Consider the following 25,891-nt stretch of genomic DNA (forward strand, 5'->3'; position numbering starts at 1 on the left):
AGAACAGCTGCACTGTAAATCAGGTAATGCTAGCGGCGATTCAGTAGGTCAGGTTTCTGCTCTGCAATAGGACGTAGCTCCGGGTATAGCGATAAGAGTTTGAGGAACACACCGTTCGTCCAGCCAAAACCGTCCTGATTTGGGTACTCGCCTCCACCTGCCTCGAGATCGAGGTCTTCCACGTTGTACTTCTCTACCATCTTGCCGGTGTTTTCGTGCACTTCGGTGCCGAGTGTGATCCAACGGGTAGCAATGTCGCGGGCAAGGTCCTGGTGGTTATAATTGCGCAAGGCCTGTATGCTCATCCACTGCAGCGGAGCCCAGCCATTTGGTTTGTCCCATTGCTGGTCGGTGTGCACAAGGGTGGTAGCCAGCCCGCCTGGTTTCAGGAAATCGTTTTGCAGGCGCTCCGCCACGGCCGCTGCCTGTGGTCGTTTGGCCATGCAGAAATAGAGCGGGAATACTGCAGCCAGTGTAGGAACGTTGGTGGTGCTGCCCTTTACAAAATCATAATCGAAGAAAAAGCCCTCTGACTCATGCCATGTATACCTCAGCAAGGCTTTCCGGCGGGCTTTTGCCTTTTGACGGTATAGCCGGGCCTCGGAATTGTTGCCTTCCAGCTCAGCCACCTCGGCCAAGGTGAGCTCCATATGAAAGAGCAGGGAGTTAAGGTCTACGGGAATAATGTCGGTGGTATGGATAGTGCTCAGGTTTTGGGCATCGGCAAACCAGCGGCTGCTAAAATCCCAACCCGATTCGGCGGCTGCCCTTATGTGGCGGTATACCTCTTCTGGATTCCTACCGGACTGTTGCGCAATGTGCACATCTTCTTTAAAAGCCTCTGGGCGCGGTGCCGGCTGATCGTCCCAGTAACGGTTGAGTATGTTCCCATCGGGCAACAGCACCACGCGGCGATATGCAGGATTGGCTACAGTCAGCGACTCGGCTCCGTCCATCCAGAAGGCATATTCTTTACGAAGCGCCGTCCCGTATTTCAGCAGTACTTCTCTGCCCTTAACCTGTGTGAGCAGGTGCAGCATAAGGGCATAAAAAGGAGGCTGGGAACGACTGAGGTAATAGCTTCGGTTGCCGTTCGGTATGTGGCCGGTCGTGTTGATCAGGTGCGTGAAATTGTCGACCATGTTCTGAATCAGGCCAATCTCGCCACTGACCTGCAAGCCAAGCATGGTGAAAAAGCTGTCCCAGTAGTATATTTCCTGAAAGCGTCCGCCCGGCACCACGTAGGCACGCGGAAGGGGCAACAAGGAACCGCCGCTCTCGTCGGGACGTCGGGTCAGCACAGGCCAAAGCTGTTGTATATGGGCTGTTACGGACAGGCTGGTGTCGGTTGTAAAATCAGATGAGGGCTGTGTAGGCAGCATGAAGTGCTGCAGCACAAAGTCTTTTAAATCAAAGCCAGGTTGCTGGCGTTGTTCGCGATAAGCCTGCAGAATGAACTCCGGGGATTGCAGCGGCACGCAATCGGCAAAGGTTTTGGAGTCAGGGAAAACAGGCAGCAACTGTACGTCACTAAAAAGCTCTTCCAAATCAGTCTCAGGGCGGTACTGTGCCTGCGCATAAAATGGGGCAAATATATAGGATAGAAGCAAGAGACTCAGATTTAGTAGGAAGTATAATTTTTTTGATTTACCGTGCTTCATGATCAGTGTTTTTAATATGAATATTCGTTCATACGATATTTGAAGCAGGGAGTCAATTATACTATTCTGTAATCTGTTGCACAAATATTAGTTTGTGCATTTTCGTTTTTTCATAAATAGCTCACGTAATTTCTTAAAATTGTATTAAATCTGTTATTTATCGAAAAGGGTAACGCACAAAAGATACCTGTCCCATGGCGTCTTTTTCGTAGCGGGCCAAGGTATAAGGCGCAAACTCAGGGGCGATGTGCTGCTGCCCGGGCTGTACCTGTGCTGGTGCAGGCAGGCTGTTCAGAAAAAAGTAGACCCGTGTAGTGCCATATTTGGTATGGGGCATGTAGTTGCCATACTGCTCCATCTCTTGCCAAAGCGTGTCAGCCACTGTTACGGCATAGATCCGCACAATCGGGCCAGTGTTATTCTCGTTGCGGTAAAAGGCTACTTCCTTGAAATCACCTTTCAGATCATCGACGCTGGGCTGGGAAAAGGAGTCGTAGATGAAGTAGACGATAAGGACAGCGGTTATGGCGAGGAGTATGTGTTTTAGTTTCATGGTGGAGGATACAATTTGAATTTGCAGATACAAATTTAGGATATCCTAACTTAACCCTTACTCATCTCCAAAGTAATCTATATCAATTCTTTTTACCTCATAGATAGATTCAGTTGCAACGCCTAAGTTATAATCGATCATGTACTGCGAGAGTTGCTCTCCATCAATTAAAACTATTTTAGTTTCATTGCGTGGAGTATAAGCTTTTGCGTCGGGTGTAAAACGGGAAGTGGTAATAAAAACTCCTTTCTTAGCACCATGGCCTGCTAAGGCACCTACGAAGCCTTGTACATCAGGTCTACCTACTGGATTGTTACTGTTCCACCTTTTAGCTTGGATATAAATAACATCAAGACCCAATTTGTCTTCTTTGATAATACCATCTATACCGCCGTCACCGCTTTTGCCAAGTGCTCTACCTGCATCTCTTAGTGAGCCTCCATAACCCATTTTAACTAATAGTTCCACGACAAGCTTTTCAAAGAATGAGGGCGGTAAACTTTGAATTTTATTGAGCAGTTCCTGAGCAAGAGCTTTACGTATAGCTAAATAAGCCAAATCCATTGTCTCTTCTGGAGTTTTGCCATTGTCTTCCTCATCTAATACCGTGACTAATTCACCGTTATTTCGTGGACTATTGTCTATGCTTTTAAACTCTCGGAATTCGGGAAACCGTGTAAGATAGTTGTTGCAAAGTTTATCAGGTTTAGTAGATAATACTTCTAGTCCACGCTGTGTTATTTTGAAGTGTGCTCTTTTAGTTGCTTCTAAAAGGAGCGCTTTCTTAAAATAAGTTATGGCCCAACCTGTACGGTTCCTAATGATTGGCTCTTTTCCACTTGGAATAACTTCATTCTTTTCCTCTTCGGTAAGTTTAAAGTAGTTTGCAAGGTATGCAGTAGCATCTTTACTAGAGTGTTCCTCGTAGTTGCTAGAAAACTTAAGCAAAGGGAGCATTAGAGTTTGAAAATCAGGAATTGCCATATAAACAGGTTATATATTTAAATTCCAATATAAAACAAAAACCCATGCTGAGCAATTTGCTAGCATGGGTTTTAAGATTTATAGAATAAAAAACTTACTCCACCACTCTCCTTATCAATTGCTCCAGAATGTTCTGAGCCGCTACCGAGATGATCGTTCCCGGGCCAAACACCCCGGCTGCACCGGCTTTGAACAGGAAATCATAGTCTTGGGCAGGTATAACACCACCTACAATAACCATGATGTCTTCGCGGTCGAGTTTGCGAAGCTCCTCGATCAGCTGTGGTACCAGTGTTTTGTGGCCGGCTGCCAGCGAGGATACGCCCACCACGTGCACGTCGTTTTCGGCGGCTTGCATGGCTACTTCAGCCGGCGTCTGGAACAGTGGGCCGATGTCCACGTCGAAGCCGAGGTCTGCGAAGGAGGTAGCGATTACCTTGGAGCCGCGGTCATGCCCGTCCTGCCCCATTTTGGCGACCATGATGCGCGGTCGGCGGCCTTCCAGTTCCTCGAACTGATCGGCCAGCACCTTGGCCCGCTCAAAGTTCTCGTCGTCGGAGAGCTCGGCAGAATAGATGCCTGAAATGGATCGTATCACAGCTTTGTGTCTTCCGTAAATTTTCTCGAGTGCGTCTGAAATCTCGCCTAATGTAGCACGCAGACGAGCTGCGTTCACAGCCAGCTCCAGTAAGTTACCTTCACCGGATTCAGCGGCAACTGTCAGGGCTTGCAGTGCCTCTTCCACCGCTTGGTTGTCACGGCTTTCTTTTACCTGTGCCAGTCTTCTCAGTTGCGATTCTCTTACGGCCGTATTGTCGATGTCGAGAATATCGATTTCCTGAATCTGGTCCGGACGGTACTTGTTCACCCCAACGATCACGTCTTTGCCGGAGTCGATGCGGGCCTGCTTGCGGGCAGCGGCCTCTTCGATGCGCATTTTCGGCAAACCGGTCTCGATGGCTTTGGCCATGCCTCCCAGTTCCTCTACTTCCTGAATCAACTCCCAGGCTTTGTGGGCAATCTCGTGCGTGAGTGCCTCTATATAATAGGAGCCACCCCACGGATCGACCACCTTCGTGATGTTAGTTTCCTGTTGCAGGTAGATCTGGGTGTTGCGGGCAATACGTGCCGAGAAGTCGGTTGGTAGTGCGATGGCCTCGTCGAGGGCGTTAGTGTGCAAGCTCTGAGTGCCACCCAAAGCAGCGGCCAAAGCCTCCACGCAGGTACGGGTCACATTGTTGAACGGGTCCTGCTCGGTGAGGCTCCAGCCGGATGTTTGGCAGTGTGTGCGCAGCGCCAGCGATTTCGGGTTTTTTGGGTTAAATTGCTGGATCAGCTTGGCCCACAACATACGGGCAGCACGCATTTTGGCTATCTCCATGAAGTGGTTCATGCCGATAGCCCAGAAAAAGGAGAGGCGCGGGGCGAATACATCGATGTCCATACCTGCCTTTAAGCCGGTGCGCACATACTCCAGGCCATCAGCCAAGGTATAGGCCAACTCAATGTCGGCAGTGGCGCCCGCTTCCTGCATGTGGTAACCCGAAATAGAGATGGAGTTGAAGCGCGGCATGTTCTGAGAAGTATACTCAAAGATATCCGCGATGATTTTCATGCTCGGCTCCGGCGGGTAGATGTAGGTGTTGCGCACCATGAACTCCTTCAGGATGTCGTTCTGGATGGTGCCGCTCAGTTGCTCCGGCGTAACGCCCTGCTCTTCAGCAGCCACAATGTAAAAAGCCATGATGGGCAGCACGGCCCCGTTCATGGTCATCGAAACCGACATATCGTTCAATGGGATCTGGTCGAAAAGGATCTTCATGTCCTCAACCGAGTCAATCGCGACACCAGCTTTGCCCACATCGCCCACCACCCTCGGATGGTCGGAGTCGTAACCGCGGTGCGTGGCCAAGTCAAAGGCTACGGAAAGGCCTTTTTGGCCGCCCGCCAGGTTGCGACGATAAAAGGCGTTGGATTCTTCAGCGGTGGAAAAACCGGCATACTGGCGGATAGTCCAGGGTTTCTGCACATACATTGTGCTGTAAGGGCCGCGCAGGTAGGGCGGCAGACCAGCGGCAAAGTCCAGGTGCTCAAAAGATTGTACGTCCTCGGAGGTATAGTAACTTTTGAGCGGAATCTGCTCAGCGGTTTTCCAGTCCTTCGGCTGTAGCGGGTCTTTGGGGCCATGCGCTGCCGAGGCTACCTTGCTGATATCTATTTTCGAAAAGTCAGGTTTCATGTAATTGAGTTTTGAATGAGTGATTGAGTGAATGAGTGAGTAGGGTTTCCATCAATTCATTCGCTCATCAAAATCCAGTTATATTCTTAATAATTTCAGAATGGGTCACTAAGGGAATATGCTTCAGTAAATTCACTCAATCACTCATTCACTAATTCAGTCACTGTTTAACTCGCGTGCTCGGAGGTGATGACCCAGCGGCCATTGATTTTTTTCCAGAGCTGCGACGAGACGCCGCCCATCAACTTTTTGCCCTGCAGGTCGATCTGCCAGCGGTATACATAATACACGGTTTCCGGGCCTACCTGCTCGATGTGGAGCGGCTCGTAGGTATACTCACCCATCTTGCTGCGGTCGGTGAAGTCATTCTGAAACATTTCCAGCACTTCTTTCCAGCCTTTTTCAGTGCCGTTGCGGCTGATCCAGAGCATGTCCGGCGACTCCCAGTAAAAGTCCATGGCCTTTTCCAGATCACCATTGTTCCAGGCGGCCAGTTGCCCCTCGAGGGCTTGCTTTACTTCTGTTGTTGCGTCAGCCATAGCGATGCGTTCGTTTTTGGTGGTTTTACCTTTAGGGATTGTGCAGGAAGTCACCGCTATACCTGTTAATAGGACAGCGGCGGCAAAATGCTTAGTTAGTCTGGTTGTCCTCATCCCGTGATATCCTTTTGTGCACCAGCTCCAGGATAGTGGACATGTCGCAGTCTTCGAATATGAATTCATCATAACCGTGCGCCACCAATTCCTCTTTCATGTGCTGCGGGTCGTCGGCCATGATAATGGTAGGTTTGGCTTTATGCTCACGCAGTCGCGGTCCGAATTCACGGGCATAGGTATTTTCAGATACTGAAACGACTACCACTTCGGCAGCAGCGTGCAATAGTCTGTCAGCAGCTTCCTGCACATCGTTATACTGCTGTATCTCGGTTTCAAAACCGGCACAGCTGAAAAACTCCTGGGCAAACGATGCGTTGAGATGGCGCTTCTCTGATTTTCCGATCACGGCCACCACGGCTTTTGGGCGGCGCTTGCGCTTGCGCAGGTGCAGCTCCGTCGCCATGCGTATAACCTCGGTCGGGTAGGCGGCGCGGGTCGTGTCAAAATCGGCATGCTGGATCAGCTCCTCCGGGTCGAAGTCAATCTTCTCTTTCGGGTTCGGGTATTTGTTGGTGCCGACCAATACCTCGCGGCCGGTGGCAATATTCCTGAATTTTTTGCGGCTCACCGCTGTGATAGAGCTCAGGATAAAGCCGCTTTCGTAGGCCGCTTCGAAACCGCCTTTCGTCTCCACTTCCTTGAAAAGCTCCCATGCTTTGGTAGCCAGCTCGTTGGTGAGTGTTTCCAGGTAATAAGAGCCGGCGGCAGGGTCCACGGCTTTGTCCAGGTATGACTCCTCTTTAAGGATGATGGACACGTTGCGGGCAATGCGCTCTGAGAACTCATCGGATGACCGGAAAGTATAGTCAAAGGGCATAACCGTAAGCGAGTCGCATCCGGAGAGAACCGCCGACATGGCTTCCGTGGTCACGCGCAGCATGTTCACGTAGGGGTCGAGTGTGGTTTGGTACCAGCTGGAGGTGATGCTGTGAATGCGGAGCTTGGCGGCCAGCGCCGGCTCGGCCTTGTAAGCTTCTACCACGGCCGCCCATAGCAGGCGCAGGGCCCGCAGCTTGGCAATCTCGAAAAAATAATTGGTGCCCGTTCCCACGCAGAAATGCATGTTGCGCAGCACCGATTCCAATGGCTCGCCGGCTGCGGTCAGGCGGTCTGCATAAGCCACAGCCGCACTCAGGGTATAGGCTACTTCCTGGGTGAGCGAAGCGCCAATGCTGCTGAAGTTGGTGCCGCAAATTGAAATGCCGTAGAAGTCGCTGCTGTCCTTGGTCAGGTCCAGTATTTTGGTGATGGCTTTGCCTTCCTTATCTGATAATTCGCCTTTGCCGGTCATCGGGTCGTAGTTCACGAAACCCTTCAGGTTACGGTGCGAGATGTGCTGGTCAGCAAGCAAGGTATAGAGTCGCTTCAGGAAAGCGTCCGGCGTGCTGCTCAGAGTATAGCTGACCGTGTGCTTTGTCAGGTCGATGTTCTCTAGCAGGTATGCGGTGTCAAAAGCCTGTTGATCTTCAATGTTGAAGTGTATGCCGTCAGCGCCTCTGCCAAGTGCGTCAGCTGCCTTGTCGATAGCGGGTCTGCCGTTGCCTTGTGCTTTTATCTGCTGTATGTTCAGCCAGTTGTTGTCGCTGCCAACGTTACCCCGCAGAAAGGGGAAGTCGCCTGGCTTGTGATTTGTAAAAGGAAGGTGCTGAATGTCTTCGCGGGTATAATAGGGCTTGATGGATATGCCCTCATAGGTCTTCCAGGTCAGTTGCTCGAGAGGGGTTTCGCGCAGGTCTTTTTGTGCGCGGGCCGCCCACTCGGCTGCCGTGGCAGGCGTGAATTCTGAGAATAGCTTCTGCTCGTCAGTCATCGTGTATGGGTGTTATTTCCTGTAAATATATACTTTCTCTGGCAGCTTATAAAAACTCAGGGAAAGGTATAGCGGTTTTCTGGCTGCGTTTTTACTCTACGTGCGCAGCCAGCCGCTGGTATAGCCAGAAACCTAAAAGAAGCCAGACGATCAGGATGGCAGCGCCCATGATGTAGTTCGGCTTCCGCTCCTGTAACGCATGCCTGGCTTTTGCGCGGTATTCCTGCACCACCTCGTCAGGTAGAAGCCTGATGGAGAGCCAGATACCCAGCGGCAGCAGAATGAGGTCGTCGAGGTAGCCCAGCACGGGTATAAAGTCCGGGATGAGGTCGATGGGGCTGAAGGCGTAGGCAACCGTAACAATCACAACCACCTTGGCGATGAAGGGGACCCGCGGGTCGCGATAGGCCAGGTATAAGGTATAAATATCCTCCTTGAGTTTACGGACTTTTGCTTTCCACTGCTGCAGCATAGGACGTTGTACGTTCGTGCCGAAAAAACTGTAGCTTTATACCTGTAAGTATCAGAAAACAAGTAACAAGGCATCCTGCAACAGAGTCGTTTCAGGTTTGCCGTGTAACTTATCCCTATTCAGATTCCATATGAAAAATAAACTGACACGCCTGCGTTATACCTTGCCGATTTGCCTTGTCCTAAGCTTTATGGCTACAGGTACGTCCCTGGCGCAAAATGATAAGCTGACTGCCCGCGCCCATGCCCTGGCCGACAAAATGGAGCCCAAAGTGATCGAATGGCGTCGCGACTTCCATCAAAATCCGGAACTGGCAAACCGAGAGAAACGGACAGCCGACAAGGTAGCCCAGCATTTGAAATTGTTGGGTATGGAAGTGCAGACAGGTATAGCGCATACAGGCGTGGTAGGGATACTGAAAGGTGGCAAACCCGGTCCGGTAGTAGCATTGCGTGCCGATATGGATGCGCTGCCTGTAACCGAACGGGTGGAGGTGCCCTTTGCCTCCAAAGTACGCACCACGTTCAATGGGCAGGAAGTAGGGATAATGCACGCCTGCGGCCACGATGCCCATACGGCCATGCTGATGGCCACGGCTGAGATATTGGCAGGTATGAAGAACGACCTGGCTGGCACGGTGAAGTTTATCTTTCAACCCTCTGAAGAAGGTGCGCCCGCCGGAGAGGAGGGGGGGGCCAGCCTGATGATAAAAGAAGGCGTGCTCGACGAAGGACCCAAACCGGAAGTGATCTTTGGGCTGCATTTGAACTCTCAGGCAGAGGTAGGGCAAGTGCTTTATCGTCCGGGAGGGATTATGGCCAGCGCCGATGTTTTCCGGATCAAAGTAAAAGGCAAGCAGGTACACGGGGCAAACCCTTGGGATGGTATAGACCCGATTGTGGTGTCGGCACAAATCGTGACGGGTCTGCAGACCATCGTGAGCCGGCAAGTGCAGTTGACGGAAGACCCCGCCGTGGTGAGTGTGGGCATGATACAGGGCGGCGTGCGCAACAACATCATTCCGGAGGAGGTGCTGATCGAGGGAACTATTCGCGCTTTCAGCCCCGAGATGCAGACGCAGATTCATGAAAAGATAAAACGCACCGCCACCAAGATCGCAGAAAGTGCCGGGGCTACTGCCGAGGTAAGCATACAGCGCATGGCGCCGGTCACCTTCAACGATCCTGCCCTGACTGACCGCATGTTGCCAACGCTGCAGACGGCCATTGGGCGCGACAAGGTGGTGCAGATGAAACCAGTCACCATCGCCGAGGACTTCGCCTTTTACCAGCAGAAGATACCTGGGCTATTTCTGTTCATTGGCGGCATGCCCAAAGGGCAAGACCCCAAAACCGCTCCGGCACACCACACCCCGGATTTCTTTATCGATGAGAGCAGCATGAAGACAGGTATAAAAACCCTGACGAGCCTGACGCTGGATTACATGGCCGGGAAAGGGAAGAAGTAAAAGCCCATTTCTAAGTGTCGGGTAGGTTGCTTTGGTTTGAGTCACCTCATCATATAGCAAAAATGGATGTAATTGGCTGTCAGTGTAGAAATAAGGCGCTTATAAAATCTTGAAATTTTATAAGCGCAGCAAGCTTGCCGGAGCCCTGTAATGTTGATAACTTTGGGGATAATTACAGCAGCATCCCATGAAGCTTCCTCTTTTCAAACACCTCTCCGGAGTAGCCTTGGCCCTGAGTCTGGTCGCCTGCCAGCGGCCCTTGCAGCCCGCGGCCAATCTGAGCGAAACGGATGTAGCCGTTGACCACAACATCGCCGCCGACCCGGCCGTGGAGGCAATAGTAGCCCCATACCGTGAGGAGGTGACTGTGAAAATGTCAGAGGTGGTGGGGACAGCGCCCGTGGCTTTGGGAAAAGGAGACTACGAGTCGCCGCTCGGCAACTTTGTGGTGGACCTGCAACTGGCCCAAAGCGAACCAGTCTACGGCAAGCCCATCGACCTGTCATTGACGACCGAAGGCGGTTTGCGGGTGCCGCTTCCGAAAGGAGAAATCACAACCGGCCATATTTTTGAGCTCATGCCTTTCGAAAATGAGCTGGTGGTGCTGACGCTGCGTGGCGAAACGGTGAAGCAGTTGTTTAACGATGCGGCCGCGCGCAAGATCATCTACATCGGCAATGCGACCTACACGGTGGCTGACGGCAAGGCCACTGACATCCGAATCAAAGGCCAGCCTTTTGACCCTGGCAAGACCTATACCTTGGTGACGTCCGATTACCTGGCTGGCGGCGGCGATAACCTCACTTTGCTCAAGAACCCTGTAAAGTATGAGAAACTGGGCCTCATGCTGCGCGACGCCATTCACCAGCAGATAAAACAACTGACGACCGCCGGCAAACAGGTAACTGCGCCGGCCGGAAAGCGCGTGACTGTTCTCCGATAACCTATACCTGAGCCATGAAAAGAAGAGACTTTATAAAGCACACGGCAGTAGGGGCGGCAGGTATAAGCATGCTGGGCCTGCCCTTTTCGGCGGCGGCCGCCCGCGAAGGTATAAAACTGACCATCCTGCACACCAACGACCAGCACTCGCGCATCGACCCCTTTCCGGATGATGGCCGCAGGTATGGCGGTATGGGCGGCATGGCCCGCCGTGCCACGCTCATCGACAGCATACGACAGCAGGAACCCAACGTGCTCTTGCTCGACTCGGGCGACATCTGGCAAGGCACGCCCTATTTCAATTTCTTTGAAGGAGAGCTCGAGTACAAACTTATGACCCAGATGAAGTACGACGCGGCCACGCTCGGTAACCACGACTTCGATATCGGGCTCGAAGGGTTGCAAAAACAGCTGCCCCTGGCGGGCTTTCCTTTTCTGACCGCTAACTACGACTTCTCCAAAACCATTTTGAAGAACCGTTTTCAACCTTACAAGGCGTTCGAAAAGCAAGGTATACGGATAGGCATTTTCGGTTTGGGCATAGAGCTGGAAGGGTTGGTGAGCAAAAAGATGTATGGCGAGACCATATACCTGGACCCCGTGGAGAAAGCCCGTGAGATGGTGCAGGCCCTGCGCGAAAAGGAGAAATGCCATTTGGTTGTCTGTCTCTCGCACCTCGGGTATAGCTACAACACCGAAAAGATAGACGACCGCAAGCTGGCACAGCAAGTGAGCGGCATCGACCTGATACTGGGTGGCCATACCCATACCTTCCTGGAAAAACCGGAGGTGCTGCGCCACGAAAACGGCCATGAGACCATGATTAACCAAGTGGGCTGGTCTGGGCTGTTTTTAGGGCGAGTCGACTTCATATTTAACAGAAAATCAAAGCGAAGTACAGTTATTAACACGGCTGCTTTGCCTGTGGATAACCCTGTATTAACTTCGTGAATAAATAATTTTTTGTTTAGAATAATTTAATCAAATTTGTAACCCCCCGCCGTAAAGGAGAGGTTTGTTTCACCAAACGAATCTTAGTGAGTTTTGGAAAATTGGATGATAAAAGACTGTTCAACAGTATGGAGTAACTGTCTACAGGTAATAAAGGAAAATATTGGCGAGCAGAGCTTCAAAACCTGGTTCGAACCAATCAAGCCTTTGTCCCTGCGCGACAACGTGCTGACCATACAAGTGCCTAGCCAGTTCTTTTACGAATGGCTGGAGGAGCACTATGTAGGTCTTTTGAAAAAAGTGATTTACCAGGAGCTGGGAAGCGAGGGGCGACTGGAGTATTCTATTATCGTGGACCGTGGCAACGAGGCGAACAAACCGCAGACGGTCAATATCCCTACCAAGAAAATACCGCAGGCCGTGGTTAACTCTTACCGGCCGGAGCAGAACTTTATCAAGAGCCCGTTCGAGTCGAAGACTATCGACCGCAACTTTTTGAACTCGCAGCTCAACGGAGCTTATACCTTTGAGAACTACATCGAAGGAGACTGTAACCGCCTGGCACGCTCAGCCGGTTATGCCGTGGCCAACAAGCCGGGCACGACTTCCTTTAACCCCTTGATGGTATACGGTGGCGTAGGATTGGGCAAAACGCACCTCGTGCAGGCCATCGGCAACCACATCAAAAACAGCAACCCCGATAAGTTCGTGCTCTATGTGTCTTCTGAGAAATTCGTGAATCAGTTCATCGAGTCGCTCAAGACCAACAACGTGCAGGACTTCGCCAACTTCTACCTGCTGGTGGATATCCTGATCATCGACGACGTGCAGTTCCTGAGCGGCAAAGAGAAGACGCAGGAAATGTTCTTCCACATCTTCAACCACCTGCACCAGTCCGGCAAGCAGATCGTCATGACCTCCGACTGTCCGCCGCGTGATCTCAAAGGCTTGGAGGAGCGTCTGTTGTCCCGCTTTAAATGGGGCCTCACCGCCGACCTGCAGAGCCCGGATTTCGAGACGCGTATGGCTATCATCCAGAAAAAGATGCAAGGCGACGGCATTGATATTCCGGACAACGTGGTGGAGTACCTAGCCTACAGCGTGGATACCAACGTGCGTGAACTGGAAGGCGTACTGATCTCGCTTATCGCGCAATCTTCATTAAATAGAAAAGAAATTGACCTGGAGCTTGCCAAGCAGGCCCTGAAGCATATTATTGAGGATGTGGAGACTGAGGTGAACCTCGACTTCATCCAGAAAACCGTGGCGGAGTACTTCCAGGTAAGTTTGGATTCGCTCAAGGCCAAGACTCGTAAGAAAGAGATCGTGACGGCACGCCAGGTGGCTATGTACTTTGCCAAGGAGTTCACGAGCCATTCGCTCAAGTCGATTGGTTACCATTTCGGCGGCCGCGACCACAGTACCGTGATTCACTCGGTGCAAACTGTTTCGGACCTGATCGACACCGACAAGAAATTCAAGGTGAGCATTCAGGAGCTTCAGAAGAAATTCAAATCAAAGGCAGGCTAACCTATACCTGTGTCCTAAAAACTGAAGAAGGCCATACCTGCAGGTATGGCCTTCTTTATTTGTGGCTTCTAAGTATGTATTTCCTAGGAGGGAATATTAGCTTCCGTTATTTCAAAATTGTGCACGGTAGAAAGCTCACGCAAACGGCTCTTTATTTTCTCGATATCTCTTTTTTTGCGCACCTGCTTCAGGTCCAGGTATAGCTTGTTGCCGTCGCGCTGCGTGATGCGCAGAGCCATAGGCGAAACGTGTATAGCGGCAATGTCAGGTATAGCCGTTATCATTTTGGAGCGGAACACACCATTCTTTTGCACGATGTACTCGGGCGTCACCTCAATGTAAGACTGAATGCCAAAAACAGAGGTATTCTGCAAAATCACATAACCCAAGAAAATCACTGCCAGCCCGAAGAAGATGTAATACAGATAATTCTGATCATTGGTCGGGTTTTCGGTTAGCAGCAACATGGTGGCCCAGGCCAACCAAAAGAGGGTGAGCACGAGCTGAACCGTGAACGAGAGCTTAGCATTGCGCGACGGGCTTAACTGTACAAAAAGCGACGATCTTGCATTACCTGCAGTGGGCATAGAAGGATGTTAAAGTGAAACAAACGAGCACAGTCTAAGTGCAAGCTGCAATATAGTAAATTTATTTTTTTAGTGCAGCAGTCAAAATAATCTCCGGCACTGCTCCCAACGCTTTTGAGATCGGGCATTTCGCCTTTGCCTCCTGCGCAAGCTTCTGAAACTCCTCGTCTTCTATTTCTGGCACACTGGCTTCGGTGTTCAGTTCGATTTTCATCACATGCGGTCCACCGTCTTTTTCACCTAAGTGTACGGTTGCCACCGTGCGGATAGTCTCAGGCTGATAATTTGCCTTCTCAAGCAAGGCGCTCAGGAACATGGAGAAGCAACCGGAGTGTGCTGCGCCAATCAACTCCTCAGGATTGGTGGCAGAGGTATCATCGCCAAAGCGGGACGCGAAGGTATAGCTAACCTTGAAGTGGCCGGTGCCTGATTCTACTTCTCCCGACCCGTTTTTCAGGCCTTTGTTCCATTGGGCTTTTGCTGTGCTTTTTTTCATGTCTGTTGTTTTAAGTATTGGTTTTTAGATGAATATAGTACCTATAAACTGCCTGATCGGTTTTTTTGTTAGACGAAAGTACCCCTAAGCGGGCAAAACATGGCAATTGATTATGGCATTGCCCGTTTATCTGGCTATATTTACCTTCTTTAAAAGCAGAAATTTATGGGTGTGAAAGCATGGCTCAGTAAGCCGCTTGCCGCTTACGTGCACAGAAAACACCAGGCCTGGATACAAAACCCGGTAGCAGCACAGCAGGCCGTTTTTGATAAGATAATTAAGAAAGCCCAGCATACGGCATTTGGCCGTGAGCACCGCTTTTCAGAAATAAAGACGCATGCCGACTTTGTGAAGGCTGTGCCTGTGCGCGACTACGAAGGACTGGCTGATTATTTTAACCGGGTAAAAGAAGGAGAAAGCGATATTCTCTGGCCTGGAAAGCCGCTATACCTGGCCAAAACCTCCGGTACCACGTCCGGCGCCAAATACATTCCGATCACAAAAGACTCGATACCGAACCACATCAACGGGGCTAAAGATGCCCTGCTGTCTTACATCCACGAAACAGGCAACGCCAGCTTTCTGGATGGCAAGTTGATTTTTCTGTCGGGTAGCCCGGTGCTGGAGCAGGTAGGCGGTATAAACACCGGCCGTCTGTCTGGCATCGTAAACCACCACGTGCCCGGCTACCTGCGCACCAACCAACTGCCGAGCTACGAGACCAACTGCATCGAAGACTGGGAAACCAAACTCGACGAGATCATCGAGGAAACCATCGAGCAGGACATGACGCTCATTTCAGGTATACCGCCCTGGGTGCAGATGTATTTCGACAAGCTGATCCGGCAGACCGGCAAGCCGATCAAAGATATTTTTCCTAATTTTTCGCTGTTCGTGTACGGTGGCGTAAATTTTGAGCCATACCGCAAGAAACTGTTCGAGTCGATTGGCAAGGAAGTGGACTCTGTCGAAACATTTCCGGCCTCTGAGGGTTTTTTTGCCTACCAGAACGAGCAGCATGACAAGGGGCTTTTGCTCCTGCTGAACGCCGGTATCTTCTATGAGTTTATACCTGCAGGAGAATATTTCAATGAGAACCCGACCCGCCTGACCATTGGGGAGGTAGAGCCCAATGTGAATTATGCCCTCGTGATCAGCAGCAATGCCGGTTTGTGGGCCTACTCTATCGGCGACACGGTGAAGTTTACGTCGGTGAAGCCTTATAAAGTAATCGTGAGTGGCCGCATCAAGCACTTTATCTCGGCTTTTGGCGAGCACGTGATAGGCGAGGAGGTAGAGAAGGCCATGCAGCGCACCATGGAGAAGTACCCAACCGTGGAGTTGGTGGAGTTTTCGGTGGCTCCTTATGTGAGCCAGGACCAGGGACAGTCCTACCACGAGTGGCTGGTCGAGTTTTCGAACCCACCGAGCGATCTGGACGCTTTCGGAAAGGAGCTGAACATGCAGCTGCAGAAGCTCAACACCTATTATGATGATCTGATAACGGGGCATATTCTGCAAGACCTTCAGATTAAGCCGCTGCCCATGGGTACGTTCCGCAACTACATGAAGTCGCAGGGCAAACTCGGAGGGCAAAATAAAGTGCCGCGCCTCAGCAACGACCGCAAATTGGCCGAAGGGCTAATCGAAACGGCCGGCATACTTAACGCTAACAGTTGATAATGAAACGAATTGCCATACTCGGCTCCACCGGCTCCATCGGCACGCAGGCCCTGGAAGTGATCGGGGCCCACCCTGCAAGTTTTGAGCTTGAGGTCATCACGGCCAACAACAACGCCGATTTACTGATAGCCCAGGCCCTGGCTTTTAAACCGAATGCGGTCGTAATCGCGAATGAAAGCCTGTACGAGCAGGTGCGCTACGCCCTGCAGCACGAGGACATCAAGGTATACGCCGGGGCAAATGCACTTTGCGCTGTGGTGGAGATGGGCACTGTGGACATGGTGCTTACCGCCATGGTGGGCTATGCCGGTCTGCAACCAACCATACGCGCCATCAAAGCCGGCAAAGAGATTGCCCTGGCCAACAAAGAAACGCTGGTGGTGGCAGGTCAGCTGATCACCGACCTGGCCCGTCAGCAGGGCGTCAACATTTACCCGGTAGACTCCGAGCACAGCGCTATTTTCCAGTGCCTAGCCGGCGAGTTTCATAACCCTATCGAGAAGATTATCCTGACTGCGTCCGGTGGACCATTCAGGGGCCGAAAAGCCGATGAGTTGCGCCAAGTGACAAGAGCACAAGCGCTCAAGCACCCGAACTGGGAGATGGGCGCCAAGATCACCATTGACTCGGCATCGCTCATGAACAAAGGTTTGGAGGTGATTGAGGCGAAGTGGCTTTTTGGGCTACGGAACGACCAGATCGAAGTAGTGGTGCATCCGCAATCCATCATCCATTCGCTGGTGCAGTTTGAGGATGGCTCTATTAAGGCGCAGCTGGGGCTGCCGGATATGAAACTGCCGATCCAGTATGCGCTGGGCTACCCGAACCGACTCAAATCCGACTTTCCCCGTTTCAGCTTCCTGGACTACCCGCAACTCACCTTCGAGCAGCCTGACCTGGAGACCTTCCGCAACCTGCAGCTCGCTTTCGATGCGATGGAGCGTGGGGGTAACATGCCGTGCATTCTCAACGCAGCCAATGAAGTTGCCGTAACAGCCTTCCTGCGCGAGGAGGTGGGCTTCCTGGAGATGTCCGATATCATCGAAAGCAGTATGGCAAAAGTTGCGTATATTGCGAATCCTTCTTACGAAGACTATGTTACAACAGACAGGGAGACGCGCGCTCATGCGGCAGAAGCAGTTAGCAAACGAAGCCATTAAAGCACGTTATTCATTGTCAAACAATCATCTGTTCTAAATTTATTTCTATTAAATGGATATTTTAATTATGGTGGGCCAGCTCATTTTGGGCCTGACAATATTGGTCGGATTGCATGAGCTGGGACATATGTTGGCTGCCAAGTGGTTTGGCATGCGCGTCGAGAAATATGCGATCGGTTTCCCACCCAAGATATTTAGTAAGAAGGTAGGCGAAACAGAATATATGCTGGGCCTGATTCCGCTGGGAGGTTTTGTGAAGATATCCGGTATGGTGGATGAATCGTTGGATACAGAGGCTCTGAAGAAAGACCCGGAGCCATGGGAATTCCGCGCCAAACCAGCCTGGCAGCGCCTGATTGTGATGATGGGCGGTATTATCGTGAACGTGATCACAGGTATAGTGATCTTCATCGCACTGACTTACAGCTATGGGGAGAGCTATCTGCCCGCCAAAGAAGTGAAGTATGGCGTACAGCCAAACGAGATCGGGCAGGACATTGGTTTCCAGACCGGCGATAAGATTGTGGCCGTGAATGGTCAGCCTCTGGAGAAATTCGAGGATGTGTATTCGATGGACATGCTGCTTGGCCGCGACGCTTTCTATACCGTGGAACGCAACGGCGACCGCATCAACATCCCTATACCTGCCGACTTTATGGATCGCATGGCCGACAACAAGGAGCGTATGTTCTTTGTGCAGCCGCGTGTACCGTTTGTTGTAGGCGAGGTTGCACCAAGCAGTCCTGCCTCTAAAGCTGGCCTACAGTCCGGAGATTACATTAAGCGTATTAACGGAGAAAGCACCCAGTTCTTTACCGAGTTCCAGGCCGTCATGCAGAAGTATGCTGGCAAGCCAGTAACGATAGAAGTGGAGCGTAACAATGAGCTGGTGGTTCTTGAAACCACGGCGAATGAGGACGGAACCCTGGGCTTTTACCAAAAGCCGCTTCTGGAGTACGCCACCCGCGACTATAGTTTGGGTGAGGCCATTCCGCTGGGTACCAACCAGGCCTTCGGAGTGATCACGGCCAACCTGAAAGGCTTCGGCAAGATTTTCCGCGGCGAGGTATCGGCTTCTAAGTCATTGAGCGGACCGATCGGTATAGCCCAGATTTTTGGCGACACTTTCAACTGGTATAAATTCTGGTCGATTACAGGTATGCTGTCGATGGTGCTGGCCTTTATGAACTTCCTGCCTATACCTGCACTGGACGGCGGCCACGTTGTATTTTTGACATATGAGATGATCAGCGGTCGCAAGCCGTCGGATAACTTTTTAGAAAACGCCCAAAAAGTGGGCATGGTTTTATTGTTGGGCTTAATGGCTTTTGCTATATTTAACGATGTGTTCAAGATAATCTTCTAACCAAAGATTCCCCTATGAAAACCTTCGTGAAATATGCCCTGGCAACAGTTGCCCTTATTTTTATTTTTGCATTTAATCAGGCCGGTGCTACACCCGTAGCATCGGCCTTTTCATTTTCCCAGCATAAGGCCGTATCAGACAGCGTGTATGTTGTGCAGCAGGGTGAGACCTATTACAGCCTGTCGCGCCGTTTCAACATTCCACTAGATTCGCTGCAGAAATGGAATGGTACAAAGTTGCAGATGGGGCAGAAGCTATACCTGACCAGCCGCAAGCCGCAGGCGAAAGCAGTAGCCACCAAGCCAGCCACAGCCTCTAAACCGGTTGCCGCTGCAACAACGACTAAGGCTGCAACACCGGCCACAGCCAAGCCTGCCACCGCCGCCAAGCCAGCTGCAGCTATGGGCACTGGCCCGGCCCGCACCCAGGAAAGTACATCTGCCTCGGCTTCTACGCTGCCCTCACTCGAAAGCAAGGTAAAGCAACGCATCCTGGTTGTTCCGTTCGACCCATACCTGTACTTCTCCGATGCCGACGATGAAATAGCCCGTCACTCCAAGATCCCACGCCAGAATGTGCGGCACGTGTTCAGGGGGAGGCTCAATGCCATGTTGGCGCCTGATGGCTACGAGACCATCAACCTGCTGGGCGGGGTATACCGCGATAGTGTGAGCGAGCTCAGCACCCTGTACAAATCATTGAACTACGGCTATCAGGATAACAAACAATCCCGTTACAACCACCAGCCCGTAGTGAAAGCAAAGGAACGTGAAAATGCGCTCGACTGGGTGAAGCGTCAGAAAAAGAACCTGAACATTAAAAGTGGCCAACTGGCCACGGTACCGGTGGCACAGGACGAGAACAAGCACTTCGGCGTGCAGGTGAAAGACCCGAAGTTCTTCACGCACTTCAACAACCAATACGGGATCGACTACTACGTTTTCATCAATCAGTTTGAAGTGAAGACGAATTACGAAAACTGCCTGGACCGTGCCAGCTGGAACTACGAGCGTGACTTCCTGGTTCATTATTCGATCTATGACAGTAAGGGAGAGCTAGTGTCTGGCAACAAGGTGAAAGTGCCTTATCAATCCAATATGAACGACGTGCAGCGCATCGTGAGCGACAACATGCCCAACATGGCCAAACGCGTTCTTTCTGACCTCCCGCAAGCCCAGAAATAAGCATGCTCCGAACAATCATATTTGCATTGGCTCTCACCTTTTTGAGCCAGTTCGCCTTCGCCCACGACTACCACGCCAGCATTACCGATGCCAGGTATAACCCCCGCTCCCAAAGCCTGGAAGTGGCGATAAAGGTGTTTGTGGACGACCTGGAGGAAGCCCTCTCGCGGCGCAGCAAGAAGAAAGTAGTCTACAACCGGTCTGCCCAGGTGCAACAATATGTGCAGGAGTACATTGGGGCTAGCCTTTCTTTTGAACTGGAAAAGGGGAAACCGCTGCGGCCTACCTTTGTAGGCGCGGAGCAGGAGGCCGATGTGGTGTGGGTATACCTGGAGGTGCCACTGAAGACCCCGGTCCTTACCCACCTGTATGTGCGCAACGTGGTGCTGCAGGAGTTGTTCAGTGACCAGATGAATATCGTGAACCTCGACTATAAAGGCAAAGTAAGCAGCACGCTGTTTCAGAAGAATGATGGCACCCGCAAGATGGGCTTTTAAGCTCGCTGCCGGTACCTGCTGATTTGGAGGGCTATGCTCAGGGCCAGCGTGGCCAGCATAGCGCCTGACAGGAACGACACCACAATCCCCATCAACGACCGCATAAAGGCACTTGCAAACAAGGCGAAAACCATAAAGCCAAACCCGGCAACCCCAATACCCGTCCAGAACCAAAATTTACGGCGCAGACCCATGCCGTCAGGTATAGCCACGGCCGGAAGCTGCCAGGTATAGAGCAAAATAGCCAGACTGCCTACCAAAGTGCTGGTATGCTGCAAGATCCGGCAATACATCATTTCCATTCCCAGTATGGTTGTTGTCCTAGTCAGGGCGGGCCACTGTTGCACAAAGTATCCGCCATAATGCGTGAACCCATCCCAGAAAATGTGCGTGGAAGCGCCTATTATCACCGAAGTGGCGAATACCAGCCACCTCTCCCGCATATAGGAAATCCACGATAACCTTGGTACAGCCAGCGCCCGGCTTTGAAGCCAGGTAGGTAAATGTGCCACGACCGGCCTTCGGACTATTACATGAAACACCATTGCCAATACAAAAGCCACAGGCAGGTTGAAATAAAGCAGTCCTTCGAGGGTATGGCCGCTATGCCTGAAAAGGGGGAGTAAAAAGAAATACTGAAAGTCAGGCGCAATGCTACCCGTGATCAGGCCAGTGGCTGAAAACCAGCGGCTACGTCGAAGCAACGGAAGTATGGCGGCAGGATGGGCAGCGGTGAAGGGCATAAAATGGCAAACATGATTACGCTAGTTTGCTTTACCTCCTTTACTCACAACGGGTTTTAACAATCTGAACTCCACGCGGCGGTTTATGCGGCGGTCCGCTTCTGTCTTCTCCTCACGGAGCGGTTTGCTGCTGCCATGCCCATAGGCTTCTATCCGGCCATCGTCTATACGAACCCTATGCTGGATGTACTGCATGATGGCGTCAGCCCGGTCTTTTGACAGAATCTGGTTAAACTCCGGATCGCCGGCACTATCGGTATGGCCTGAAATCTCAAGGCGGAACGCTGGATTCTCCGCCAGGAAGAAAGCCACTTCGTCGAGTATGGGATGCATGCTCTCGGTAATGTTCGACTCATTGGGGGCAAACTCAATGTTCTTGAACACCATCGGAATGTTGTGGTCAATCACCTTGGCCATAATCTGCAGTGAAGTGTCCTGTTTGAGAGCCAGCTCACGCTCAATCGTGAAAAAGTCAGGGCTCTGGATGATCATCATATACCTGGAATTGTCGATCAAGCTGAAGGCAAAGCTGCCATCCGGACGAATGTACTTCGACGAGATTTCAATTCCGTTGTCCAGGTCGATGATAGAGATAATGCCCGTGAGCGGCTTGTTCGTAACCGAATCGCGGACTACTCCCTCCACTTTGGTAACGGCAAGGGGGTGTGCTTCCATGGGGAGCGGGAAAGAGTAAAGGTCCAGATTCTTGATGTCACTCTCTTCGGAACGGGCATAGTAGAGGTTTTTCGACTGCGCATCGATGGTGAAGTAGTACTCGCTGCCTCTTCCGTTCACAAGCGGCCCGATATTGCGGGGTTCCTGCCAACGGTTGCCTACCAGGTATGTTTTGTAGATGTCAAAATCGCCGAAGTTGAAAAGCTGGCCTCTGGAGCTGAAATACAGTACTTTATACTTGGGGTGGTAGAATGGGCTGACTTCACTCTGTCGGGTATTGATGATCGGGCCCATGTTCTGCGCGGGAGCCCACTGTCCGCTCTTGGTTTTGTAGGTGAAGTAGATATCGGAAAGTCCGAATCCGCCCAGGCGGTCAGAAGCAAAATAAAGCGTGTCCTCGTTTGGCGATAGGGCTGGCTGCGAGTCCCAGGCAGCACCGTTAACGTTAGGACCCAGGTTTTCTATTTCGTGCCAGTTGCCGTCTGGTTGCAGGGTGGCCTTGTAAATGTCACAATTGCCGTACCCGTCCGGCGATTCGCAGCGTGCAAAGTAGAGTGTTTTTCCGTCGCGGGTAAGGGTGGCAGAACCTTCGTTGTAAATACTGTTGATCGGCTTGCCAAAAGACTTGGCCTCAGACCAGAAATCATTGTGGTTCTGGGCAAAGTACAGGTCTTCGTTTGGCCTGCTTTGTATCCCTAAAAAAGTACGCTTTGATGTGAAGATCAGGGTATTGTTGTCACCGCTCAGGGTAGGGCCGTAGTCTTCGTAAGGCGAGTTGATGCCATTGCCCATGTTCAGGTATACCCCGCGTGGTGGCTGGTAACTCGAGATGGACTTACGGTACTCCACCAACTCATAGTAGTAGCTAAGCGGCACGTAGTTGTCTTTGGTGTTCTGCTCCAGCGAGTCGTAGTATGACTGTACCTGGCGCACATCGCTGCGATGGTGTTTCAGTACAAGGCGGTATACCTCCATGGCCTGGTTCATCATACCCTGGCGCTCGTACAGCTGGCCAAGCCGCCACAGCAAGCGGGTATCCTTGTAAAAGTTCTGAATACCGAAGCTGCGCACATAGCGCTCGAGCAACGGGAGCGCCTGCCCATACTGCTTGCGCCTTTCGAAACGCTGTATCTCCGATAGCTTTTTGGAGTCTTTGTAGTACGTGATTTTATTCAGGTTCGGGAAGGTGAGGTGCATCTCCTGGTTGGGAGCGGTTTTTTTCACTTTCACATCGGGGCCGTCCTTCAGGGGGGTATGCTTCGACTGGCCCAGGCATAAGATGGGAGTCAATAGAAGAAAGAAAAGCACAAGGGCATTAAATCGTTTCATCAGCACAGGGCACGTTACCTGAAACCAAAGATATTATTTTTTAGCCTATGTTCTGAAACGATTTATTAAATATGGCTTATATTTTAGGTATAGACACCGGAGGAGGTACAAAAAGCGACAATTTCGACTATTGGCCGCACTTGGCACAGCTCTTGACCATAGTACACCTCACAGGCATAAAGGGAGAAATTCGCTATCTTTATGTCAATTTGGCACTGATACAACCTATGAACTATACATCAAAGAACTACTTCAACAACCTTTTGTTCGGAAACATGTCGATTGAAGACAGCGATGACCTGATTCCTGTTATTACCACTGACCCTGACGAAGAAATGCTTCCGGAGGATATGCCCGGCGAACTGCCTATACTGGCCGTGCGCAACACGGTGCTGTTCCCGGGTGTGGTGCTACCGATTACCGTAAGCCGCAAAAAATCAGTACGCCTGGTGCGCAAGGCCCACAAAGGCGACAAGATCATCGGGGTGGTGGCGCAACGCAATACTAACAGCGACGACCCTACTGCGGAAGACCTGTATGATACCGGCACGATGGCCAAGATCCTGAAAATGCTGGTGCTGCCCGACGGCAACACGACCATCATCATTCAGGGCCAGAGCCGCTTCAAGATAGACGAGGTTACGCAAGAAGACCCTTACCTGTCGGCTAAGGTGAGCTACTGCCAGGACACATTCCCGAACAAGAAAAGCAAAGAGGTAAAGGCGCTGGTGCATTCGCTCAAAGACGCGGCTGCCAAAATGCTCAAGCTTAACCCCGAAATTCCGCAGGAAGCCCAGGTAGCCCTTGACAATATTGACAGCCCAAGTTTCCTGACGCATTTCTTGTCGAGTAACCTGAATGTGGATGTGGCGCAGAAGCAGAAGCTTCTGGAAGTGAACGACGGGGTGGAGCGTGGTACGCAACTCCTCGAAATCATGCTGCGCGAGATTCAGCTGCTCGAACTCAAGCAGGAGATTCACAGCAAGGTGCACACCGACATCGATCAGCAGCAGCGCGACTACTTTTTGCGTCAGCAGATCAAAGTGTTGCAGGACGAGTTGGGGCAGGAGGGACCCGATCAGGAAATTGAGCGCTTCCGTGAGCGTGCCGCCAAGAAAAAGTGGCCGGAGCAGGTGGCCAAGCACGTGCAGAAAGAACTGGAGCGACTGGCTCGTCTTAACCCACAGGCTGCGGAATACCCGGTAGCGGTGAACTACATCGAATTCTTGCTAGACCTGCCCTGGAATGAAACCACCAAAGACAATTTTAACCTGAAGCGCACCAAAAAAATACTGGACGCCGATCATTATGGTCTGGAGAAAGTAAAGGAGCGCATACTGGAATACCTGGCTGTACTGAAGCTCAAGCAGGACATGAAAGCTCCTATTTTGTGTCTCTATGGACCTCCGGGTGTGGGTAAAACATCACTGGGCCGTTCCATTGCCACTGCATTGGGGCGTAAATATGTCAGAATGTCACTGGGCGGCGTGCGGGATGAGGCCGAGATTCGTGGTCACCGCCGTACTTATGTGGGGGCCATGCCGGGCAAAATCATTAGCCAGATCAAAAAAGTGGGATCTTCCAATCCTGTGATCATACTCGACGAGATCGATAAGCTAGCCTCTGATTTTCGGGGCGACCCGTCTTCGGCTTTGCTGGAAGTGCTGGACCCGGAGCAGAACCATACCTTCATGGACAACTACCTGGACGTGGAATACGACCTCTCCAAGGTACTGTTCATTGCCACAGCCAATTCCCTAGAGACCATACAGCCTGCCCTGCGCGACCGTATGGAGATCATTGAGCTCACGGGTTATACCATGGAAGAAAAAACCGAGATCGCCAAACGCCACCTCGTGCCGAAGCAAGTGAAAGAGCATGGTCTGGAGGAAGAGGACGTGAAAATGCCGAAGGCTACGATCCAGAAAGTGATCGAGGACTATACCCGTGAGTCAGGGGTACGAAGCCTGGAGCGTAAGATCGGGCGGGTAATCCGCAACACAGCGAAAATGAAGGCGATGGAAGAAGAATATGTTCCGACCATCAAACCGGAGGACGTCGTGAAAATTCTTGGCCCGGAAACTTTTGACAAGGAAATCTACCAGGACATAGATACTGCTGGTGTGGTTACAGGCTTGGCCTGGACCTCGGTAGGTGGTGATATTCTGTTTATCGAGTCGATTCTTAGCAAAGGCAAAGGCAAGCTGACCTTGTCTGGCCAATTAGGCGATGTGATGAAAGAGTCGGCCATGACAGCCCTCTCTTACCTGCGTGCCCATGCCGAGCTGCTGGACATCGACTACCGCATATTCGAGCAATACGACTTGCACATTCACTTCCCGGAAGGCGCCGTTCCGAAAGACGGTCCTTCGGCAGGTATAGCCATTTTCACATCGATTGCTTCGGTGTTCACGCAACGCAAAGTGAAGTCGCGCCTGGCTATGACCGGTGAGATTACGCTGCGTGGCAAGGTGTTGCCGGTAGGAGGTATAAAAGAGAAGATTCTGGCTGCGAAGCGTGCCGGAATATCCGATATCATTCTTTGCAAAAAGAACCGGAAAGACATTAGCGAGATACCGGAGCAGTATATCAAAGGGCTGCACATCCATTATGTGGACCGTGTAGACGAAGTAATTCAGATTGCGTTGCTGAAGCAGAAAGTAAAGCACCCGCTGAAACTGGTTGTGACCGAGAATAATAAGAGTGAGTAATTAGCGTAAGCAGGCTATGCCGCGTTCTCTCCTGAAACCCTCCGTATGTGGTTTAGGCACAGGGTGGCTATTGCTTTGGGCAGTACCTGACATTAAAAAGCTACTGTTATACGGACACGTTTCCGAAACGTAGGAGTAAAAAGTAAGGCAGTTTATGGCCCTGTGGGGTAACTGTCAGGTTTTTAATTTTAAAA

The 25,891-nt window shown here is 51.4% G+C and carries 21 protein-coding genes; 10 read left to right on the plus strand and 11 right to left on the minus strand.

Features of this window, described 5'->3' with window-relative positions; genetic code table 11:
• Window positions 1-29 precede the first annotated feature (29 nt).
• From treF to H9Q13_RS14695, 7 genes are all read right to left on the minus strand, one after another.
• A complete protein-coding gene (treF, locus tag H9Q13_RS14665) occupies window positions 30-1,610 on the minus strand; it encodes an alpha,alpha-trehalase TreF (protein ID WP_317173908.1) in 1,581 nt (526 codons plus the stop codon).
• 208 nt (window positions 1,611-1,818) lie between these two features.
• A complete protein-coding gene (locus H9Q13_RS14670) occupies window positions 1,819-2,214 on the minus strand; it encodes a hypothetical protein (RefSeq protein ID WP_191184553.1) in 396 nt (131 codons plus the stop codon).
• A gap of 57 nt (window positions 2,215-2,271) precedes the next feature.
• A complete protein-coding gene (locus H9Q13_RS14675; RefSeq protein WP_191184554.1) occupies window positions 2,272-3,198 on the minus strand; it encodes a restriction endonuclease in 927 nt (308 codons plus the stop codon).
• Window positions 3,199-3,292: 94 nt separating this feature from the next.
• Window positions 3,293-5,437: a methylmalonyl-CoA mutase gene (gene scpA, locus H9Q13_RS14680; RefSeq protein WP_191184555.1), complete on the minus strand. Its 2,145-nt coding sequence runs from the start codon at window positions 5,435-5,437 to the stop codon at window positions 3,293-3,295.
• A 167-nt stretch (window positions 5,438-5,604) separates the two neighbouring features.
• A complete protein-coding gene (locus H9Q13_RS14685; protein ID WP_191184556.1) occupies window positions 5,605-6,090 on the minus strand; it encodes a YybH family protein in 486 nt (161 codons plus the stop codon).
• A complete protein-coding gene (locus tag H9Q13_RS14690; RefSeq protein ID WP_191184557.1) occupies window positions 6,068-7,903 on the minus strand; it encodes a methylmalonyl-CoA mutase family protein in 1,836 nt (611 codons plus the stop codon). The genes H9Q13_RS14685 and H9Q13_RS14690 overlap by 23 nt, the downstream gene beginning before the upstream one ends.
• A 91-nt stretch (window positions 7,904-7,994) precedes the next feature.
• On the minus strand, window positions 7,995-8,375 hold the full coding sequence (locus H9Q13_RS14695) for a YkvA family protein (protein ID WP_191184558.1): 381 nt from the start codon (window positions 8,373-8,375) through the stop codon (window positions 7,995-7,997).
• 130 nt (window positions 8,376-8,505) lie between these two features.
• Between H9Q13_RS14695 and H9Q13_RS14700 the strand changes: the two genes are divergently transcribed.
• From H9Q13_RS14700 to dnaA, 4 genes are all read left to right on the plus strand, one after another.
• Window positions 8,506-9,843 (plus strand): amidohydrolase, encoded by a 1,338-nt coding sequence (locus tag H9Q13_RS14700; RefSeq protein WP_191184559.1) that lies wholly within the window; start codon window positions 8,506-8,508, stop codon window positions 9,841-9,843.
• Window positions 9,844-10,030: 187 nt separating this feature from the next.
• Window positions 10,031-10,786 carry a 5'-nucleotidase C-terminal domain-containing protein gene (locus H9Q13_RS14705; protein WP_191184560.1) on the plus strand — a complete coding sequence of 252 codons (756 nt, stop codon included), beginning with the start codon at window positions 10,031-10,033 and terminating at the stop codon, window positions 10,784-10,786.
• 14 nt (window positions 10,787-10,800) lie between these two features.
• Entirely contained in the window at window positions 10,801-11,736 is a 936-nt protein-coding gene (locus H9Q13_RS14710) for a bifunctional metallophosphatase/5'-nucleotidase (RefSeq protein ID WP_191184561.1), read from the plus strand.
• A 105-nt stretch (window positions 11,737-11,841) separates the two neighbouring features.
• Window positions 11,842-13,266 (plus strand): chromosomal replication initiator protein DnaA, encoded by a 1,425-nt coding sequence (gene dnaA, locus H9Q13_RS14715; RefSeq protein WP_191184562.1) that lies wholly within the window; start codon window positions 11,842-11,844, stop codon window positions 13,264-13,266.
• 83 nt (window positions 13,267-13,349) lie between these two features.
• Here dnaA and H9Q13_RS14720 read toward each other — a convergent pair whose 3' ends face one another.
• Window positions 13,350-13,853 (minus strand): hypothetical protein, encoded by a 504-nt coding sequence (locus H9Q13_RS14720; protein ID WP_191184563.1) that lies wholly within the window; start codon window positions 13,851-13,853, stop codon window positions 13,350-13,352.
• A 61-nt stretch (window positions 13,854-13,914) separates the two neighbouring features.
• Window positions 13,915-14,349 (minus strand): OsmC family peroxiredoxin, encoded by a 435-nt coding sequence (locus tag H9Q13_RS14725; protein ID WP_191184564.1) that lies wholly within the window; start codon window positions 14,347-14,349, stop codon window positions 13,915-13,917.
• Between the two features lie 165 nt (window positions 14,350-14,514).
• Between H9Q13_RS14725 and H9Q13_RS14730 the strand changes: the two genes are divergently transcribed.
• The 5 genes from H9Q13_RS14730 to H9Q13_RS14750 are packed head-to-tail and all read left to right on the plus strand — an operon-like array spanning window position 14,515 to window position 20,239.
• Window positions 14,515-16,029: a GH3 auxin-responsive promoter family protein gene (locus tag H9Q13_RS14730; RefSeq protein ID WP_191184565.1), complete on the plus strand. Its 1,515-nt coding sequence runs from the start codon at window positions 14,515-14,517 to the stop codon at window positions 16,027-16,029.
• Between the two features lie 2 nt (window positions 16,030-16,031).
• Window positions 16,032-17,192, plus strand: a complete 1,161-nt coding sequence (locus H9Q13_RS14735; RefSeq protein ID WP_191184566.1) for a 1-deoxy-D-xylulose-5-phosphate reductoisomerase — start codon at window positions 16,032-16,034, stop codon at window positions 17,190-17,192.
• Window positions 17,193-17,244: 52 nt separating this feature from the next.
• Window positions 17,245-18,558, plus strand: coding sequence for an RIP metalloprotease RseP (rseP, locus tag H9Q13_RS14740; protein WP_191184567.1), 1,314 nt, complete (start codon window positions 17,245-17,247; stop codon window positions 18,556-18,558).
• 14 nt (window positions 18,559-18,572) lie between these two features.
• Complete coding sequence (locus tag H9Q13_RS14745) at window positions 18,573-19,742, plus strand: LysM peptidoglycan-binding domain-containing protein (protein WP_191184568.1); 1,170 nt, start codon at window positions 18,573-18,575, stop codon at window positions 19,740-19,742.
• Between the two features lie 2 nt (window positions 19,743-19,744).
• Window positions 19,745-20,239 carry a DUF6702 family protein gene (locus H9Q13_RS14750; RefSeq protein WP_191184569.1) on the plus strand — a complete coding sequence of 165 codons (495 nt, stop codon included), beginning with the start codon at window positions 19,745-19,747 and terminating at the stop codon, window positions 20,237-20,239.
• Here the strand turns inward: H9Q13_RS14750 and H9Q13_RS14755 are convergent.
• Window positions 20,236-20,982: a DUF4184 family protein gene (locus H9Q13_RS14755; protein WP_191184570.1), complete on the minus strand. Its 747-nt coding sequence runs from the start codon at window positions 20,980-20,982 to the stop codon at window positions 20,236-20,238. The genes H9Q13_RS14750 and H9Q13_RS14755 overlap by 4 nt on opposite strands.
• Before the next feature lie 21 nt (window positions 20,983-21,003).
• Window positions 21,004-22,986 carry an OmpA family protein gene (locus H9Q13_RS14760; protein ID WP_191184571.1) on the minus strand — a complete coding sequence of 661 codons (1,983 nt, stop codon included), beginning with the start codon at window positions 22,984-22,986 and terminating at the stop codon, window positions 21,004-21,006.
• 227 nt (window positions 22,987-23,213) lie between these two features.
• Between H9Q13_RS14760 and lon the strand changes: the two genes are divergently transcribed.
• On the plus strand, window positions 23,214-25,697 hold the full coding sequence (gene lon, locus H9Q13_RS14765; protein ID WP_191184572.1) for an endopeptidase La: 2,484 nt from the start codon (window positions 23,214-23,216) through the stop codon (window positions 25,695-25,697).
• The last annotated feature ends 194 nt before the right edge of the window (window positions 25,698-25,891 follow it).

It is taken from the genome of Pontibacter aquaedesilientis (genome assembly GCF_014773225.1).
Classification (GTDB): domain Bacteria; phylum Bacteroidota; class Bacteroidia; order Cytophagales; family Hymenobacteraceae; genus Pontibacter; species Pontibacter aquaedesilientis.